This is a genomic window from Dysgonomonas sp. Marseille-P4361, from assembly GCF_900343125.1.
Classification (GTDB): Bacteria; Bacteroidota; Bacteroidia; order Bacteroidales; family Dysgonomonadaceae; genus Dysgonomonas.
Genome location: NZ_OPYL01000003.1, coordinates 196,954 through 214,987, shown reverse-complemented (window position 1 = coordinate 214,987; position 18,034 = coordinate 196,954). Strand labels below are relative to the sequence as shown.

Genomic DNA, 18,034 nt, shown 5'->3' with positions numbered 1-18,034 from the left:
GTTATGTTAAAGAAATTAGCTGAAGCAATTAGAAAGAAACCTATAATTGGTTGGGGTATATTTTTAGCTTCTATGGTTATCGTTTTTTTACTGGGCCTATTAGCCGCATCGATAACGGAGAGAAGAGCTGAAATTGCTACTATTGTTGCAAATAGAATTGACAAAATTGAGTTAGGTGATGCTCGAAGTGAAAATTATAAGAATAATTTTAGACGAGAGTATGATACATGGAGAAAAACCCAGGACATGGATTTTCGTAGTAAATATAACGGAAACGAAATGCAAGATGCTTTGGAAGATCGTCCTGCTATGGTTATTCTATGGGCTGGATATGCTTTCTCTAAAGACTATAATGCGCCTCGTGGTCATATGTATGCTTTGGAAGATAACAGGAATACACTACGTACAGGAACTCCTGAAAATGAAGGAGATGGTCCTCAGCCTGCAGCCTGTTGGGTTTGTAAGAGTCCGGATGTGCCACGCTATATGCATGAACATGGTATAGATGAATTTTATTCAAACAAATGGGGCGATTTGGGAAGTGAGATAGTAAATCCAGTGGGTTGTGCTACTTGTCACAACAGTGAAACTATGAACTTACAGATATCTCAACCTGCACTGATAGAAGCTTTCGAAGCTAGAGGCAAACGTATCGAAGATGCAACACCTCAGGAAATGCGTTCTTTGGTTTGTGCTCAATGTCATGTTGAATATTATTTCAAAGGAGACAGTAAGGTTGTTACTTTCCCTTGGAAAGATGGTATGACAGTAGAAGATATGGAAAATTATTATGATAGTGTACAATTTACAGACTGGACACATGGATTGAGTAAAGCTCCAATGTTGAAGGCTCAGCATCCAGACTATGAGGTTTTCTTATTAGGTACACACGCGCAAAGAGATATTTCTTGTGCCGATTGTCATATGCCATACAAGTCGGAAGGCGGGATCAAATATTCTGATCACCAAATTATGAGTCCTCTAAAAAATGTAGCAAATACTTGTCAGGTATGTCATAGAGACAGTGAAGAAAACCTACTGAAATATGTTTACGATATTCAAGATAAAGCAAATGAAATACGTAACCGCATCGAAGTAGAGCTTCCTAAAGCTCATGTTATGGCAAAAAAAGCATGGGATAGTGGTGCTTCTGATGAAGAAATGAAGAATACTCTTCAATTGCTTCGTCAAGCTCAATGGCGCTGGGATTTTGCAGTAGCTACTCATGGAGGATCTTTCCATGCTCCGGTAGAAATTCAACGCATCTTGGCTCATAGCTTAGATAGAGCATACAAAGCTCAGTTAGAAGTTCAAAAAGTATTATATGCTCATGGTGTAACAGAAGTTCCTATGCCTGATATCTCAACTAAAGAAAAAGCTCAGGAATATATAGGATTGGATATAAAGAAAGAAAAAGAGAAGAAAGAAAATTGGATAAAAACAGTTGTCCCTAAATGGTTGGAAGAAGCTAAACAAAAAGGACGATTAGTAGCAGAAAAGTAATATAGTGCAGTCTATATCAATATCGACTCCTTATTTTTTACTAAAAACTAGCAAAATGAAAATAATAAAAAATATCATATTAATGGGGTTATTTTTAACCCCATTAATTCTATCAGCACAAGATTTCAAAGATGGAGATTTCTCAATTTCGGCTCAAATAAGAGCAAGAGGTGAATATAGAAACGGTTCTTTAACTCCAAGAGAGGAGGGTGATAAAGCAGCAACCTTTATCAACAACCGCACACGTTTAACGATGGACTACAAACGTTCTAATTTAGAATTTAAACTAGCCGGACAACATGTCGGTGTTTGGGGACAACAACCGCAAATCAACAAGAAAAGTGATTTTATACTAAATGAAGCATGGGCTAAGATTAATTTTAATGAAGGTTTCTTTGCTCAAATAGGTCGTCAGGTATTAAGTTATGATGACGAGCGTATTTTAGGAGGTTTGGATTGGAATGTGGCAGGTCGCTATCATGACTTGTTGAAACTGGGGTATGCTAATGATGTAAATACATTACATTTATCTTTAGCCTTCAATCAGAATGATGAAAAAGTTCATGGAGGAAATTATTATGCAGCAGGGGCACAGCCATACAAGAATATGCAAACATTATGGTACCATTATGGAAACAACAAACGTCCATTCGGAATATCTCTGTTAGTGATGAACTTAGGAAGGGAAATAGGTATACCAGAAAAACCGAAAGATGCATATATGCAAACATTTGGAACATATCTAACATATAAAAAAGATATCTTGGACTTGAGTGGTGCTGTATATTACCAGACAGGTAAGAATGAATTTGATAGATCAGTTTCAGCTTATATGGCTAATGTGTTTGCTAAAGCTAATTTAAGCAATCAATGGGCTGTTGGAGTAGGGAGTGATTATCTGAGCGGATCTAACTCGAGTGAAGGAAAATATAAAGCATTTGATCCTCTGTATGGTACTCACCATAAATTTTATGGTACAATGGATTATTTCTATGCATCTTCTTTTGTTTCCGGATTCAACCCTGGTTTATGGGACAATCAATTAGGACTTTATTATAAGACTTCTCCAAAGGTAGATATGTCTCTGAACTATCACTATTTCATGACAGCTAAAGAACTCGAAATAGAAAATGCTAAATTAGATAAAGGTTTAGGCTCTGAGCTAGATTTCCAAATAAACTGGTCTATAATGCCGGATGTGAAACTTATGGCTGGATATTCAGTTATGTTCGGAACAAAAACAATGGATGCCGTAAAAGGTGGCAATCATAAAAGATGGCAAGATTGGGGTTGGGTATCTATAAATATTACTCCAAACTTATTTTCAACAAAAAGATAATTACTAGTGGATACTAATAATAAAAGGAATATGTGGCAATTCCCATGGCTATACAAGGAGAGTATAGCCTTTCTTTTGGGAATTTTGCTTGTAAGCACTCTTCTCCAACTAACGTTAGGCAGTTTTGATTTTTATCTGCTGCATTTCCCAGTCAATCTTATAATAGGAGCATGTCTGATCGTATTGATAGCAGTGTTGTCTTTTGTCAAAGATAATCCTATTGTCAATTGGCTTTCTAGTGTACCTCTATCGGTGACCCTTATTGGAGGGCTTTTTATCCTTACCATCTTTATGGGATTAATACCACAATTTGCGAGGGTAAACACAGATCTTCATATTCATATGGATCACGCATCTTTTTACGAGATCGTAGATTATGCAATAACCAAGCTGGGATTGAAACAAGTGACTACATCATGGCCTTTTGTCTTTGTTTATATTTTCAACCTGCTTGTACTAGGTCTTGTTATAGCAAAAAGGCTACACCGTTTCAAGTGGAGAGATTATGGTTTCTACTTAAATCATTTTGGTTTATGGCTATTCCTTTTCGCGGCAGGATTTGGTTCAGCAGACATGTTAAGGTATGTGATGTATGTAGAAGAAGGAAATGTGGAATGGCGTGTATACGACAATCACGAAAATGTTTTGGAACTGGATATTGCAATACAATTACATGATTTTGTAATGGAAGAATATGAGCCAAAACTCGCGGTTGTGAATAAATTTTCAGGAGATGTACAACCTGAAAATAAACCAGCATACTATCAAATCGATGAGAAAAATCGTAAAGAAATTCTTGCGGGTTGGGAATTAGAATTGCAAGAATATATTCACGAAGCAGTTCGTCAAACAGATACCAGCTTTCAGGCTATTCCAATGGCGGGATCGATGCCTGCTGCAAGAGTGAAGGTGACTAATATAGAAACAAAGCAAACCGTTTCGGGTTGGTTGACTTGTGGAAGTGTAGACCAATTTGTAATGCCTCTCGATCTAGATTCTACCTATTCGTTAGTTATGACAAAACCCGAAGCTAAACGTTTCGCTTCTGATGTCACTGTTATGACAAAGGATGGAAAAGACCCTATTCGTACAACACTGGAAGTTAATAGTCCCTTGAGAATGGGAGATTGGATGATTTATCAATATGATTATGATCATGCTTTGGGTAAAGCGTCACGTATGAGTGGTTTCGAATTAGTTTATGACCCATGGTTATATGCTGTTTATGTTGGTATATTTATGATTGCTATGGGCTCTATATGTATGTTGTGGCTTGGTAACAGAAATAGGAAAAAAGAATAATTATGACTTGGAACGAATATTTGTGGTTTGCAATACCATCTATTATATGTTGGCTTCTGGCTGGAATACTTGCATTTAAGACAAAAAAACATCTGATTGTAGATGTACTTACCATATTAGGTATTGTAATTTTTGGGGCTTTTATTGTCGGATTATGGATAGGTCAGGAACGTCCGCCATTGCGTACAATGGGAGAAACTCGTTTATGGTACTCATTCTTTTTGGCTCTGATTGGTTATATTACTTATAAGCATTGGAAATACAATTGGATACTGGGCTTTTCTTCCTTAGTGGCCATTGTATTTGTTATCATCAATATCGTTAAACCTGAGATACATTCAACAAATTTAATGCCTGCATTGCAGAGTTATTGGTTTGTACCGCATGTGACTGTTTATATCTTATCTTATTCAATGCTAGGTGCTGCAACTATTGCTTCAATAGTACAGTTGGTGAAATTAAATAAGAATAAGGCCGATGAGCAGTTGTATAACTTTATGGATAACATTGTATATGTTGGCTTTGGTTTCCTGATGCTGGGGTTATTGATGGGTGCTTTGTGGGCTAAAGAAGCTTGGGGACATTATTGGTCATGGGATCCAAAAGAAACTTGGGCATTTATCACATGTGCAGCTTATCTGATATATATCCATATGCGATTACAAAATAAGCATCCTAAATTTACATTGTGGATGTTGCCGGTAGCATTTATCATGTTGATGATTACTTGGATAGGCGTAAATTATCTTCCGGCAGCTCAAAGTAGTATACATGTTTATTCATAATAAGAAGTGGTATGAGGCGGAAAGATAGAGAAATGAATCAGGAATTTGCAATTGGTTTGATTGATAAATCTCCTTTTGGCGTATTGTCAATCATTGACATGGATGGTCAGCCATACGGAATTCCTTTGTCTCTTGTAAGAGATGATAAGTTTCTCTACTTCCATTCCGCTAAAGGAGGCAAAAAAGCAGATTCTCTTTCTAATGGTCAATCGGTTTGGGTAACATTTGTAGGGACAGTGGATGTGCCAGATTTATTCTCAGAAGAAGAATTACAGAGTTTTTTAACAAATGAATCTAAAGCTTCCACTCTTTCTAGTAAGGTCTTTACTACGGAATATGAATCAGCGATGATATTGGGTAAAATATATTTGGTAAAAGAAGAAACAGAATCTATCAACGCCCTTCGTTTGCTGTGCGAAAAGTATACACCTTCCAAAATGCCCTATTTCGATCTGGCTGTAAAGGAAGGGCTGCCTAAAACAAATATATATCGTATCGATATTGAAGAAATAACCTCAAAACGTAAAAAGTTTGATTCTTCGGGAGAAGAAATGAAGTGGGGCAGAATTGAATAATATAGAACTAAAACTAGTAAATGAAGACTTTTATTAAAATTCATAAATGGCTGGGGGTACTTATAGCCTTATTTATGATTGTATTTTCTTTATCCGGAATTTTTCTTAATCACAGGCATGCTATAGCTGGACTTGATATTTCTCGTTCGATTTTGCCAGATACTTATGAATATAAGAACTGGAATAATTCGGCGGTAAAGGGGAGTTTAAAAATAGCACCAGACTCTATTCTTCTTTATGGTGGGAGTGGTATTTGGCTTACTGATTCACTGCATACTGAATTTACTCCGTATATAAAAGGAATGCATGAAGGAGCTGATAATAGAAACACAATAAATATAATTAAAACTGGACGTAATGAGATCTTTGCTATAACCACATTCGACCTTTATCAGTTTGATGAAAGTCAACAGAAGTGGAATCTTAAAACTGATTTGTTAGATGTAGGTGAAGAAAGATTAGCTGATATCAGCTTCAAAGGAGATTCTATTGTCGTCATTTCCCGATCTCATGCACATATATCAACATATCCATATACATCTTTTGAGGAAATAGAACTGAAAGCACCAGAAGGTTATCAGAAAGAAGTATCTATGTTCAGAGCGTTTTGGACATTACATAGTGGCGAGATGTTTGGTCTTATAGGTAAACTTTTTGTGGACTTTATTGGAGTTGTATTTATAATACTTTCGATAACAGGTATAATTCTTTTGTTTTTCCCTAAAATAATAAAGAAAGTAAGAGAAAAGGACAAGAAGCAAAAATATTCGCAGTTCTTTAAAAGTAATCTTAAATGGCATAATAAGCTAGGTGCATGGTTTCTGCTATTCTCAATCATTGTTATTGTTTCCGGCACATTTCTTAGACCTCCGGCAATGATTTTTATTATAAAAGATAAAATGAAACCAATACCGGGCACTATGCACGATACGGATAATCCTTGGTTCGAGAAACTGAGAAATATCAGATATGACCGTTACTCGGACGAATGGTTTATGTATACTTCGAATGGCTTCTTTAAAATGAAAAGCTTATCGGAACAACCAGAGATTATACGAAAAGCTCCTCGTGTGAGTGTGATGGGCGTGAATGTGATGGAAGAAATAGCACCAAATCTTTGGGTTGTAGGCTCGTTTAGTGGATTGTATTATTGGGAGAAACAAAGCGGAATGTCTGTAGATATTTCTCAAATGCGACCTCTGTTTTCAGGTGAGCAAAAAATGCTTCAAAATATTGTTGAGCCACAGAGAGGTGTTATTGGTGGCGTGGATGTAAGTGGATATTCGAAAGATTTTTCTAATAAAGAAATAATATTCAGTTATTCTGTCGGAGCTTTATCTGTCGGTAAACCTGAATCTTTTGCTCCAATGCCGGATGAGGTAAAAGATGCAAAAATGTCTCTTTGGCATGTAAGCCTCGAAGCACATGTAGGCAGAATTTATACTTTCATTGTAAATGGTGTAATGGGTGAAAGTTATTTCATCTTATTATCCGGAATTATGTCATTACTCGTATTTGTGTCAGGATATATAATTTATTGGAAAAGACATCGGAGAAGAAAAACGAAATAGTATAAAAGCAAAAAGAGCTCGTAATTTAAATTACGAGCTCTTTCCTTTTTAGTTTTTAGTTGAATCTTATCAGGCTATCTTCTATTTTTATCGCTTTAGGAAAAAGAATATTATTTTCACTGTGAATATGAATATGAAGATTTTCTTCAAAATTCTTCAACTCTTCCAATACTAACCTATATGAATTACATGCATATTCAGGAGCTTTATAGGAATTTGTTAGTGCTGAGATTTTTCTGAATCTAATACCTTCATCTTCGTGTTCTTGCATCATTACTCGTATAGGGTTTACAACACTTCCACAATGAAATTCGGGAGCTTCTTTACCTTTGCTAAGAGCATTCATTACCTCATAAACAAAAGGGAATAAAACATTTTCTTCTTTGTCCAAATGGTTATGCAGATCTATAAGTGACTCTTTGAATAACTCTAAAACTTCGTACAAATGTTTATCTGTGTCTCCATGTGCTTTACAAACTTTTTCTAGTAAGGTGTAAATTTTAGGACCTTCAGTTCTAATATAGTTATGATGAAATTTAACTATATAATCAATAAGTAAGTCTAGCGACCAAGCATTGAAGTTCAGAGCTTGTGGAATATTATAATGAGGAGTCATCTCAATCTCATTTAATACATCATCTAGCGATACATCTATTTTACTTACGGCATCTGCTAACAAAATATCACCTCCACAGCAAAAGTCAATTCCGTAATTTTGAAATACTTTTGCATAGCCTATATTAAGGGCTACAATTTCACCAACAGTTTTATCTTTTAAATTTTCCATTTTATTCTTTCTATTAAGCAATCCAAGCCTTCATATCTTCTTCTACTTCAGAAATACCTCCAATACCAAAGTTTTCGACCAATACCTTAAGTACATTAGGTGAGATAAAAGCAGGTAAAGATGGTCCTAAATGAATATTTTTAACTCCTAAACTGAGTAGAGCCAGAAGGACTATGACAGCTTTTTGTTCATACCATGCAATGTTGTACACTATAGGGAGTTCATTTATATCTTGCAAGCCAAAGACCTCCTGTAGTTTCATAGCAATAACGGCTAACGAGTAGCTATCGTTACACTGACCGGCATCTAACACGCGAGGGATACCGCCTATATCGCCAAGAGGTAGTTTGTTATATCTATATTTTGCACATCCGGCAGTAAGAATAACAGTATCGTTAGGCAACATTTCTGCAAATTCGGTATAATAGCTTCTGCCTTTCACACGCCCATCGCAACCCGCCATCACAACAAATTTCTTGATAGCTCCACTTTTAACAGCATCAACAACCTTGTCTGCTAATTGAAGAACTTGATGGTGAGCAAAACCTCCGACAATATTTCCTTCTTCTATCTGAGTTGGTGCAGGACATTTTTTAGCTAATTTGATGATTTCCGAAAAATCTTTTTTGCCATTTGCATCCTCATTAATGTATTTAAATCCGGGATAACCAGTCGAATTTGTTGTAAATACCTTATCCTTATAGCTGGCATTGTTTAATGGAGGTACGATACAGTTTGTTGTAAATAAAATAGGTCCGTTGAAGCTGGAAAATTCTTCTCTCTGTTGCCACCAAGCATTTCCATAGTTACCAACAAAATGTTTATATTTTTTGAACTTAGGATAGTAATTAGCCGGAAGCATTTCACTATGAGTATATACATCCACCCCTGTACCTTCGGTTTGAGCCAGAAGCTCTTCCATATCTTTAAGATCGTGCCCGCTGATGAGGATAGCCGGATTATTTCTAACACCGATATTTACCTCAGTCAATTCAGGATTACCATAACTTTCGGTATTTGCTTTATCCAATAAAGCCATAGTTTTAACACCTACAGAACCAGTCTCTAGTACCAATGCGATAAGTTCATTTATGGATAGTGTACCCAATGTTATATCGTGCATTGCTCGTTGCATAAATTGATCAATATCTTCATCCTTATAGCCTAATCGTGCAGCATGTTCAGCATAAGCAGCCATTCCTTTCAGACCATATATTGTAAGTTGAGTTAATGAACGTACATCTTCATTCTCTTCGCTTAGTATTCCTACAGTTGTAGCTATTTTATCATAGTCTTTTTCTTCTCCATTCCATGTAATCTGAGAAACTTGAGGGAAAGAGATATTATTAGATGTGCAGAAGTCTATCAGATCTTTTCTGATTTTAAGGCTTTCGGTAATTCTTTCTTTAATAGAAGAGTCGTCAAAATTAGCATTTGTAATGGTGCAAAATAAGGCATCGCGAACAAATGTGTTGATAGCATCTAAATTATAGACCGATTTTCTTTCTCTTATCTTAGTCGTAAGTACAGAAATTCCTTGTACCGAATAGATCAGCAAATCCATCGAATTTGATGTGATAAAATCTTTACCGCATACCCCTTTAAGTATACAACCTTCACCTTTGGCTGTTTCTTGGCATTGATAACAAAACATTTTTTCCATATCTATTTATTCTTTAATTAGTATTCTTTGTATTGTATTACAAAGTAAAGAATGTGGAATTTTATAATTCGTCACATTTGTGACACTGGGAAGATTTAACCAAAAAAATAGTAAATACGCATAGTTGCAGACTTTTTTTAATATCTTTATAGAGAATAGCTGTTACAATATCATAATAGAGAACCGAAAATTGACACTAATAATAGATTTATTATTAGTGGTTATACTTGAGATAATACCAAATTTAAAAGCAATCCTGTTTGTTTTTTACTGATGTAGGATTGGTCTAACCTTTAATATATTACACAATGAAAGAACTTCTTAAAAAACTAGAAGACCTAAATCATGAGGCTGAATTAGGGGGAGGAGTAAAGCGAATAGAGAAGCAACATCAGATGGGGAAGTTGACTGCTCGCGAACGTATTGAACTCCTTCTTGAAAAAGGATCTTTTATAGAGCTAGATAAATTTGTTACACATCGCACTACCGATTTCGGGATGGAGAAATCTAAAATATTGGGAGATGGGGTTGTTACAGGTTATGGAATGATCGGAGAACGATTGGTTTTTGTTTTTGCCCAAGACTTTACAGTGTTTGGTGGATCTCTTTCCGAAACCTATTCTCAGAAAATATGTAAAGTAATGGATATGGCCATGAAAATGGGGGCACCTATTATCGGCTTAAATGATTCGGGGGGAGCTCGTATTCAAGAAGGGGTAAGATCTTTAGGTGGCTATGCCGATATTTTTCTGAAGAATTCTATGGCTTCGGGCGTTGTCCCTCAGATTAGCGCAATCATGGGACCTTGTGCAGGAGGCTCTGTATATTCACCTGCTCTGACTGACTTTATCTTTATGGTGAAGAAAAGCAGTTATATGTTTATTACTGGTCCCGACGTGGTGAAAAGTGTAACACAAGAAGAGGTGACTAAAGAAGACCTTGGTGGAACAGATATTCATATGACAAAGTCTGGAGTAGCTCATTTTGCCGCAGATAACGATATTGATTGTATAAATCGTATACGTGAACTGATAACTTATCTTCCCGGCAATAATATGGAAGAACCTCCATTTGTGCCAACGATGGATTCTCCAACGCGTTTGACAACTGATTTAGTTGATCTTATTCCTACAAATCCTAATCAGCCATATGATATAAAGAAAATGATTAAGGAAATTGCAGATGACTATCGATTCTACGAAATACAGGAAGAATTTGCAGCTAATATAGTCATTGGGTTTATGTGTCTGAATGGAAAAACAATAGGTGTTGTTGCAAACCAGCCGGCTGTACTTGCCGGAACACTGGATATCAATGCTTCTGTTAAAGCGGCTCGCTTTGTTCGCTTTTGTGATGCTTTCAATATTCCTTTACTAACATTGGTAGATGTACCAGGATTCTTACCAGGAGTGGATCAGGAACATGACGGGATTATACGACATGGGGCTAAATTACTTTATGCTTATTGTGAAGCTACGGTTCCTAAGGTGACAATCGTTGTACGAAAATCGTATGGAGGTGCTTATTGTGTGATGAGTTCTAAGCATATCAGAGGGGATATAAACTTTGCTTATCCTACAGCTGAAATAGCGGTGATGGGACCGGATGGAGCTGTAAATATACTATTCAAAAAAGAAATTGATCAGGCTGAAGATTCTGAGATAAGACGTAAGGAATTGCAAGACGAATACAGAGATAAATTTGCAAATCCTTATAGAGCTGCAGAATTGGGTTATATGGATGAAGTTATAGATCCATCCGTAACTCGTATCCGTTTGATACGTAGTTTTGAGATGTTGGCTAACAAACGCCAATCCAATCCGCCTAAGAAACATTCTAATCTTCCACTTTAAAAATCTAGCGACATGATGATAAAGAAAATATTAGTAGCCAATAGAGGAGAAATCGCTTTGCGTATCTTCCGTACATGTCGGGTAATGGAATTAGGAACTGTCGCTATTTATACACATGCCGACAGAGGAGCTTTGCATGTTCGTTATGCAGAAGAAGCTTATTGTATTTCAGACTCTCCCGATGATACATCATATTTGAAACCTGATGTTATCTTAGAAATAGCGAAGAAGACAGGAGCAGCAATACACCCTGGATATGGTTTCTTGTCAGAGAATGCAGATTTTGCCCGTCAATGTGAAAAAGAAGGTGTGATATTTATCGGACCTAGTGCCGATATAATCGAACGTATGGGAATAAAAACAGAGGCCAGAAAGGTGATGAAAGGAGCAGGTTTGCCCATTGTTCCCGGAATAGAATCTCCTATATCCTCTATCGAAGAGGCTAGGGGAGTCGCCGAAGAAATCGGTTACCCTATTATGCTCAAGGCCTTGGCTGGTGGAGGAGGTAAAGGGATGCGGTTAGTACATTCTGCTGAGGAGCTGGAAGCTGCTATCCGTATGTCTAAATCCGAAGCGGCAAACGCTTTTGGGAATGATGCTGTTTATATCGAAAAGTATATTGATAAACCTCATCATATAGAGGTTCAGATATTAGGAGATCGGTACGGGAATGTGGTTCATCTTGGAGAAAGAGAATGTTCAATTCAAAGAAGGAATCAAAAACTTATTGAAGAATGTCCTTCTCCGTTTTTGAAGTCTGAAGTCCGCGAGAAAATGTTGGATTTAGCAGTCAAAGCGGCTAAGAATATAGGGTATTATAGTGCCGGAACTTTAGAGTTTATGGTTGATAAAGATCAGAATTTCTATTTTCTGGAAATGAATACTCGCTTACAGGTAGAACATCCCGTGACCGAGTTATGTACGGGGGTTGATATTGTAAAAGATATGATCCTTGTAGCAGGAGGTGGTGTCTTACCATATAAGCAATCTGATATTATGTTTCATGGGGCAGCTATAGAGTGCCGGATATATGCAGAAGATCCTGTAAATAATTTTATGCCTTCTCCCGGTATTATAAAAGTGAGAGAAGTTCCTGAAGGTCGAAATATACGTCTTGATAGCTCAGTTTATGCAGGTTTTGAAGTGTCTTTACATTATGACTCGATGATTGCTAAATTATGTTCTTGGGGGCGTACACGACAATCTGCTATTGCAACTATGCGTCGTGCATTGCGTGAATACAAAATGCTTGGTATAAAGACGACTATCCCTTTTCATCAACGCGTACTGATGAACGAAGCTTTTGAAGAAGGAGACTATGATACAACCTTTATAGACACTCGCTTCGATAAAGAAGATCTGAAGAAAAGACGGAGTAGTGACCCTACTATTGCAATTATTACAGCATCGTTACGTCATTACGAATTGGAGAAAGAAGCTGCAGCTAGAGCAACAACGCTTCCTGTTGTTGGGGAATCGTTATGGAAACATTATGGTAAACTGAAAATGACAGTCAATAATTACTAAATCAAGATCTCGAAATGGAAGAAGTAAAAAAAGTTTTAGCAACATATTATGCTCAGGTAGATGACTTTCCTGATAAAGAATTTAAGGTTGAAATCATTGAAGATGGTCCTATAAAGAGAGTGCTTGTAGATGGTGTTGAATATGAAGTCGACTATAATGTAGGAGGAGATTCTATTTATTCTGTGATTATTAATAATCGATCTAATGGCGTTCAATTAACACGAGTAGAAAACGCTTCTTATGAAGTGATTAACAGAGGGGACTTATATCGTGTAGACCTTGTAAACGAATTAGAAAGAACTAGAGCTCAACATGAAAAATCGGTTCATGCAGGAGTGCAAATAATAACATCTCCTATGCCTGGTGTAATATTGAAGGTATATGTTAAAGAAGGGGATGAGGTTAAAATAGGGGATCCTCTCTGTGTATTGGTTGCAATGAAAATGGAAAATGAGATTAAAGCAACATCTGATGGGATTGTAAAAGAAATCTTTGTTGGAGATAATGAAAAGGTTAGTCTTCAGGATAAGATAATGGTGATAGAGTGAAAGTGTAATTTAGATTAACTGTTATAATATAATAGATTAAGTAATTAACAAATTTAAAATATCTATTTATTAAAGTTATTTTTATAACCTTTGTATCTTTGTTAGGTTATGAAAGATAATCATATAGATATTTTATCACATTCAGATTTGTTTAAGGGTATATCTTATGACGAAATATTCTCTTTTCTGGACAAAAACGAGTATAGAATAGAAAGCTATACCAAGAATGATGTATTTGCTCTTGCCGGAGACAAAGTAAATTATCTTATGATTGTTCTTGAGGGAGAGTTAATTGCCCGAATGGTTTCCGATTCAGGGAAGTATATTCAGATTGACAAAATAGGAGAGGGGAGAGTTGTTGCACCGGCTATGCTATTTGCTTCAAATAATGTATTTCCCGTAAACGTTATACCAGACAATAATGTGTTTGTCCTTTTTATGAATAAAAATGTCTTTTTGAAAGCGATGCTTCAGAATGAAATATTATTGTATAATTTTATACAGATTGTATCAGATATTAATCGTTTTTTAAGTACAAAAATTCATTCTTTATCCTTGAAAACGATCAAAGGTAAATTGTCCGAATATATATTACAACAGTCGGATAGAATTGGTGGCAATAGAACAATAACTTTAACATTAACAAAGCAAGAACTAGCCGATAAATTTGCCATAGCTAGGCCAGCTCTTAGCCGTTCATTATCCGAATTGGAAGAAGAAGGATTGATTTTGGTGAAAGGTAAATCTATAACTATATTGAATAGAAATAAACTTTTAGGTCAAGAATAACTCTTTGTAAAGGAGAGTTCAAATATAAATTATGGAGCAAATTGTATTGACAGAACATCACGAAAAACTATTATTTCAGATACCTTTATTTAAAGATTTGTCTTTAAATATAAAACAAACTTTACTAGATAAACTAGATTATACTCTTTTCAGTATACGAAAAGGAGAGGTTGTTGCCAGGCAGGATTCAGAGTGTAGGCATCTGTTTGTTTTACTTGAAGGAAAGCTAGATGTAAATATTATTGATGCTTTAGGAAATGATGTTTTTATTGAATATATTGTAGCTCCTCGCGCTTTTGCTACACCTCATTTGTTTAAGAAAGATACAACTCTTCCTGCTACTTTTACGGTTCTAGAAGATGGTGTATTGATGATGGCTACGAAAGACTCAGTTTTTAAACTAATCAGTGAGAATCCGGAACTATTGAAGAGTTTTTTATCTGTATCTGGTAATTGTAATAAATGCACAGTCTTACGTTTAAGAGCATTGTCTCATAAGACTGTAAGAAGTCGTTTTATTGCATATCTTTTCGAACAAAAATCATGTGATAGTGACATCGTGGAGATAGAACATAATCAAGTTCAGTTGGCCGGCTATCTTTGTGTTACACGTCCTGCGTTGACAAAAGAGATAAATAAGATGATAAAAGAAAATGTAATATCTATAAAAGGGAAAATCGTCTATATCTTAGATGCCGCTCAACTAAGAAAATATATATGATATTTCTTTATAATTACTTTGTAATGAGTGTTAATGCATAGTTGAACCTTTCTTTGTTCTAAAATTTTACATTAAAAGCTTTTTCTTTTTATAAAATTCATTATCTTTGCACTCGCAATTAAGCAAAAGTGAGGTCCGGTAGCTCAGCTGGATAGAGCATCAGCCTTCTAAGCTGAGGGTCCTAGGTTCGAATCCTAGTCGGATCACTTTTAGGTCAGAACTTAACAGACAGTTCAAAGCCAATAAAAAGACAAAGTCTTCTAAACTAATGTTTTAGAAGGCTTTTTTCATTGTATGACCTCAAAACTTATGACAAGTTTAAGTCGAAAAAAGGACTACTAAAAGTCATAATTTACTACTGTTTGACTACTACTTTGATTTTTCACAAATTCAGTAGTTGTTTTAGACTAAAAACGCTCATTTACTGCATCTTGTCACAGAGTTGTCTCGTATTCTTCAAAACAAAAAAACAAAAATTTGTAATTAAAAAATTGAAGATTATGAAATCAACATTCCGAACACTTTTCTATCTAAGAAAGAATCAACCTAGAAGAGATGGCACAGCCCCTATTATGGTAAAAGTTACCGTAAATGGAAAATCTGTCCAATTTAACAGCAAGGTCAATATTCATCCTACCAATTGGGATTCAAGAGTGGGTAAAGCCATTGGACGCTCTAAAGAGGTAATGGACAGCAATGCTTCTCTGGATAAACTAAGAGTAGCGATTCTTAAATCCTATGATAAGCAATTGGAAGAATATGGCTACGTCATTCCTGAGAAAATTCGTAATCAGGTTTTAGGACTTGAAAAAGGAGCAAAAACTTTAATCGAATTTATTGATTTGCATAACGAGCAATATGCAAATAGAATCGGCATCAATACCACCCGTACCACTTTTGTTCGCTATCAGTTAATGAAACAACGAGTACAGGACTTTCTAAAATTGAAATACAATCTATCGGATATTCCTTTGCGTGATTTAACTCCCGTTGTATTAGAGAATTTTTATTTGTATTTGCGAAAAGAATGTAATTGCGAGAATAATTCATCGATGAAGACCATGCAACGTTTGCGGAAAATTGTTTATTTCGCTAAAAACATGGGTGAAGCTATGGCTGATCCTTTTCAAAGTTTTCGGGTACATTTCGAATCTGTTGACAGAGAGGTTCTGACAGAAGAAGAAATTCATATGATATACCATAAAGAGTTCATTAGCGGAAGATTGGAGCAGGTTAGAGATATTTTTATTTTCAGCTGCTTCACAGGACTCAGTTATATCGACATGGCTAATCTGACAGATGAAGATATTAAAGAAGCTTTTGATGGAAATCTGTGGATAATGACCAAGCGGCAAAAAACCAATGTGAATTCAAACATCCGCTTGTTGGATATTCCTAAAGCCATATTAGAGAAATACAAAGGGAAGCAGAAAAACGGCAAATGCCTGCCTGTTGTATCGAATCAAAAGATGAATGAATATTTGAAGGAAATTGCAACAATATGTGGCATTACAAAGACGGTCACCTGCCACGTTGCTAGGCACTCGTTTGCCACTTCAATCGCTTTATCGAACGGAGTTCCGATAGAAAGTGTTTCTAAAATGCTTGGTCATACCAGCATCCGAACAACACAGATATATGCGAAAATTACAGACCGAAAGATTAGTCAGGATATGGATATGCTGGCTCAGAAAATGAACAGACGACAAAGTCAATAAGGTAAAATCAGAAGAGATGATTTCTGAATTAGGAAAGCTTTTATCAAACAATGGCGATCGATAAATAAATAATCGCCATTGTTCCTTATTATAAGTTATACCTTTATTTGAATAATGTCATTCAAATTCGTTGTGTAGCATTTTGACAAATGTTCCTGACGGATATAATCGCGATACCCTGTCCCTTGAATAGCCAGTTTGATGCTTTCCCGTCCATTCTTTTTAGTAATAGTATCCATGACTTTAGATAAACGTTGTTGCTTATCCCGATCTACCGGATCAAACATATCACGTTGTATATAATTATCATTGAAAATATCCATCAGAATAACTCCTGCACGTTTATAGGGAACATCAGGGAGGAAAACTAAATCCAAAGCTCTACGACAATGACCGATTATCTCTGCGGTATCTGCTGTGTAAAATGATAGAGGAATCATCTTGGATGGCATATAACTGTCCTCGGCAAAGCGACTGGTTTGTACAAAAACATAAATAGCTTTTGTTACTGATTTTTGCTTACGGAGCTTTGATGCACAATGTGCTGCCAGTTCAGCTACTGCACTTATTAACGTATCATAATCCTTTATTGGTTGCCCGAAGCTACGGGAAGTACAAATCTGCTTTTTATCATCCGATAGATCGTCTTTCTCTATGCAAGAAATCCCTTGCAATTCGAGCCAGGTTCTTTCTCCTACAACGGTCATCTTACTGCGTACCCATGATCGACTTTTCTGGGTAAAATCAAAAGCCGTATGAACTCCGTAATAAGACAATTTCTTTTGAGAACGTCGCCCGATACCCCAGACTTCACCTATAGGTGTTTGCTGAAGTGCTTTGATGCGTTTATTTTCTGTATCAATTAAACAAACATCTTTATAGCCTTTATATTTTTTCGCAAAGTGATTGGCTATTTTTGCCAGTGTTTTAGTCGGAGCAACTCCGATAGAGACAGGAATACCTGTGGATTTTCTTGTCTTATGGACAATTTGTTTGCAATACTCATTCAAATCGTTTATACCGTCCAGATGAAGGAAAGCTTCATCAACAGAATAGATTTCCATATCAGGAACTTGTTCTGACAAAGTAGACATTACTCTTTCCGACATATCACCATAAAGGGTAAAGTTGGTAGAATAGACTGCTATATTGTATTTCCTTATCGCATCCTGTATCTGAAAAAATGGCACTCCCATTTTAATACCCAAAGCTTTGGCTTCATTGCTTCGGGATATAACGCAACCATCGTTATTGCTCAATACAATAACGGGACGGTTGCTCATCGAAGGATTGAAAACCCGCTCGCACGAAACATAGAAATTATTACAGTCTATCAGGGCGTACATTGTACAA

The 18,034-nt window shown here is 36.0% G+C and carries 15 protein-coding genes and 1 tRNA gene; 13 read left to right on the top strand and 3 right to left on the bottom strand.

The window, feature by feature from the left end; translation table 11 throughout:
* Positions 1-3 precede the first annotated feature (3 nt).
* Genes nrfA through DHU68_RS07270 form a run of 6 tightly spaced genes read left to right on the top strand, consistent with a single transcriptional unit; the run spans position 4 to position 7,075 of the window.
* Positions 4-1,503 (top strand): ammonia-forming cytochrome c nitrite reductase, encoded by a 1,500-nt coding sequence (nrfA, locus tag DHU68_RS07295; protein ID WP_108822322.1) that lies wholly within the window; start codon positions 4-6, stop codon positions 1,501-1,503.
* Positions 1,504-1,558: 55 nt separating this feature from the next.
* On the top strand, positions 1,559-2,842 hold the full coding sequence (locus DHU68_RS07290) for a hypothetical protein (RefSeq protein ID WP_108822321.1): 1,284 nt from the start codon (positions 1,559-1,561) through the stop codon (positions 2,840-2,842).
* Positions 2,843-2,848: 6 nt separating this feature from the next.
* Positions 2,849-4,144 carry a cytochrome c biogenesis protein ResB gene (locus DHU68_RS07285; RefSeq protein ID WP_255412470.1) on the top strand — a complete coding sequence of 432 codons (1,296 nt, stop codon included), beginning with the start codon at positions 2,849-2,851 and terminating at the stop codon, positions 4,142-4,144.
* A gap of 2 nt (positions 4,145-4,146) precedes the next feature.
* Complete coding sequence (gene ccsA / locus DHU68_RS07280; RefSeq protein WP_108822319.1) at positions 4,147-4,929, top strand: cytochrome c biogenesis protein CcsA; 783 nt, start codon at positions 4,147-4,149, stop codon at positions 4,927-4,929.
* Positions 4,930-4,940: 11 nt separating this feature from the next.
* The gene (locus DHU68_RS07275) at positions 4,941-5,504 is read left to right on the top strand and encodes a pyridoxamine 5'-phosphate oxidase family protein (RefSeq protein ID WP_108822318.1); all 564 of its coding nucleotides are present in this window, start codon (positions 4,941-4,943) and stop codon (positions 5,502-5,504) included.
* Between the two features lie 20 nt (positions 5,505-5,524).
* Entirely contained in the window at positions 5,525-7,075 is a 1,551-nt protein-coding gene (locus tag DHU68_RS07270; RefSeq protein WP_108822317.1) for a PepSY domain-containing protein, read from the top strand.
* 55 nt (positions 7,076-7,130) lie between these two features.
* Here the strand turns inward: DHU68_RS07270 and ric are convergent, their stop codons facing one another.
* Both ric and hcp read right to left on the bottom strand, forming a co-directional pair.
* A complete protein-coding gene (ric, locus tag DHU68_RS07265) occupies positions 7,131-7,862 on the bottom strand; it encodes an iron-sulfur cluster repair di-iron protein (RefSeq protein ID WP_108822316.1) in 732 nt (243 codons plus the stop codon).
* 13 nt (positions 7,863-7,875) lie between these two features.
* A complete protein-coding gene (gene hcp / locus DHU68_RS07260; RefSeq protein ID WP_108822315.1) occupies positions 7,876-9,525 on the bottom strand; it encodes a hydroxylamine reductase in 1,650 nt (549 codons plus the stop codon).
* 308 nt (positions 9,526-9,833) lie between these two features.
* Between hcp and DHU68_RS07255 the strand changes: the two genes are divergently transcribed.
* The 7 genes from DHU68_RS07255 (at position 9,834) to DHU68_RS07225 (ending at position 16,681) form a co-directional block, all read left to right on the top strand.
* Entirely contained in the window at positions 9,834-11,378 is a 1,545-nt protein-coding gene (locus tag DHU68_RS07255; RefSeq protein ID WP_108822314.1) for an acyl-CoA carboxylase subunit beta, read from the top strand.
* A 15-nt stretch (positions 11,379-11,393) separates the two neighbouring features.
* Positions 11,394-12,905, top strand: coding sequence for an acetyl-CoA carboxylase biotin carboxylase subunit (gene accC / locus DHU68_RS07250; protein WP_108822547.1), 1,512 nt, complete (start codon positions 11,394-11,396; stop codon positions 12,903-12,905).
* Between the two features lie 14 nt (positions 12,906-12,919).
* Positions 12,920-13,453 (top strand): biotin/lipoyl-containing protein, encoded by a 534-nt coding sequence (locus tag DHU68_RS07245; RefSeq protein WP_108822313.1) that lies wholly within the window; start codon positions 12,920-12,922, stop codon positions 13,451-13,453.
* Positions 13,454-13,561: 108 nt separating this feature from the next.
* Positions 13,562-14,242 (top strand): Crp/Fnr family transcriptional regulator, encoded by a 681-nt coding sequence (locus tag DHU68_RS07240; RefSeq protein ID WP_108822312.1) that lies wholly within the window; start codon positions 13,562-13,564, stop codon positions 14,240-14,242.
* A 31-nt stretch (positions 14,243-14,273) separates the two neighbouring features.
* Positions 14,274-14,963, top strand: coding sequence for a Crp/Fnr family transcriptional regulator (locus DHU68_RS07235; protein ID WP_108822311.1), 690 nt, complete (start codon positions 14,274-14,276; stop codon positions 14,961-14,963).
* Positions 14,964-15,095: 132 nt separating this feature from the next.
* Positions 15,096-15,169, top strand: a tRNA-Arg gene (locus tag DHU68_RS07230).
* 294 nt (positions 15,170-15,463) lie between these two features.
* Positions 15,464-16,681, top strand: coding sequence for a site-specific integrase (locus tag DHU68_RS07225; RefSeq protein ID WP_108822310.1), 1,218 nt, complete (start codon positions 15,464-15,466; stop codon positions 16,679-16,681).
* A gap of 95 nt (positions 16,682-16,776) precedes the next feature.
* Here the strand turns inward: DHU68_RS07225 and DHU68_RS07220 are convergent, their stop codons facing one another.
* Entirely contained in the window at positions 16,777-18,027 is a 1,251-nt protein-coding gene (locus DHU68_RS07220; RefSeq protein ID WP_108822309.1) for a Y-family DNA polymerase, read from the bottom strand.
* Between the last annotated feature and the right edge of the window lie 7 nt (positions 18,028-18,034).

Excerpts from the sequence above, each read along its gene's own strand:
- nrfA (WP_108822322.1), top strand. The coding sequence starts at position 4 with ATGTTAAAGAAATTAGCTGAAGCAATTAGAAAGAAACCTATAATTGGT.
- DHU68_RS07290 (WP_108822321.1), top strand. The coding sequence starts at position 1,559 with ATGAAAATAATAAAAAATATCATATTAATGGGGTTATTTTTAACCCCA.
- ccsA (WP_108822319.1), top strand. The coding sequence starts at position 4,147 with ATGACTTGGAACGAATATTTGTGGTTTGCAATACCATCTATTATATGT.
- DHU68_RS07275 (WP_108822318.1), top strand. The coding sequence starts at position 4,941 with ATGAGGCGGAAAGATAGAGAAATGAATCAGGAATTTGCAATTGGTTTG.
- DHU68_RS07270 (WP_108822317.1), top strand. The coding sequence starts at position 5,525 with ATGAAGACTTTTATTAAAATTCATAAATGGCTGGGGGTACTTATAGCC.
- ric (WP_108822316.1), bottom strand. The coding sequence starts at position 7,862 with ATGGAAAATTTAAAAGATAAAACTGTTGGTGAAATTGTAGCCCTTAAT.
- hcp (WP_108822315.1), bottom strand. The coding sequence starts at position 9,525 with ATGGAAAAAATGTTTTGTTATCAATGCCAAGAAACAGCCAAAGGTGAA.
- DHU68_RS07255 (WP_108822314.1), top strand. The coding sequence starts at position 9,834 with ATGAAAGAACTTCTTAAAAAACTAGAAGACCTAAATCATGAGGCTGAA.
- accC (WP_108822547.1), top strand. The coding sequence starts at position 11,394 with ATGATAAAGAAAATATTAGTAGCCAATAGAGGAGAAATCGCTTTGCGT.
- DHU68_RS07245 (WP_108822313.1), top strand. The coding sequence starts at position 12,920 with ATGGAAGAAGTAAAAAAAGTTTTAGCAACATATTATGCTCAGGTAGAT.
- DHU68_RS07240 (WP_108822312.1), top strand. The coding sequence starts at position 13,562 with ATGAAAGATAATCATATAGATATTTTATCACATTCAGATTTGTTTAAG.
- DHU68_RS07235 (WP_108822311.1), top strand. The coding sequence starts at position 14,274 with ATGGAGCAAATTGTATTGACAGAACATCACGAAAAACTATTATTTCAG.
- DHU68_RS07225 (WP_108822310.1), top strand. The coding sequence starts at position 15,464 with ATGAAATCAACATTCCGAACACTTTTCTATCTAAGAAAGAATCAACCT.
- DHU68_RS07220 (WP_108822309.1), bottom strand. The coding sequence starts at position 18,027 with ATGTACGCCCTGATAGACTGTAATAATTTCTATGTTTCGTGCGAGCGG.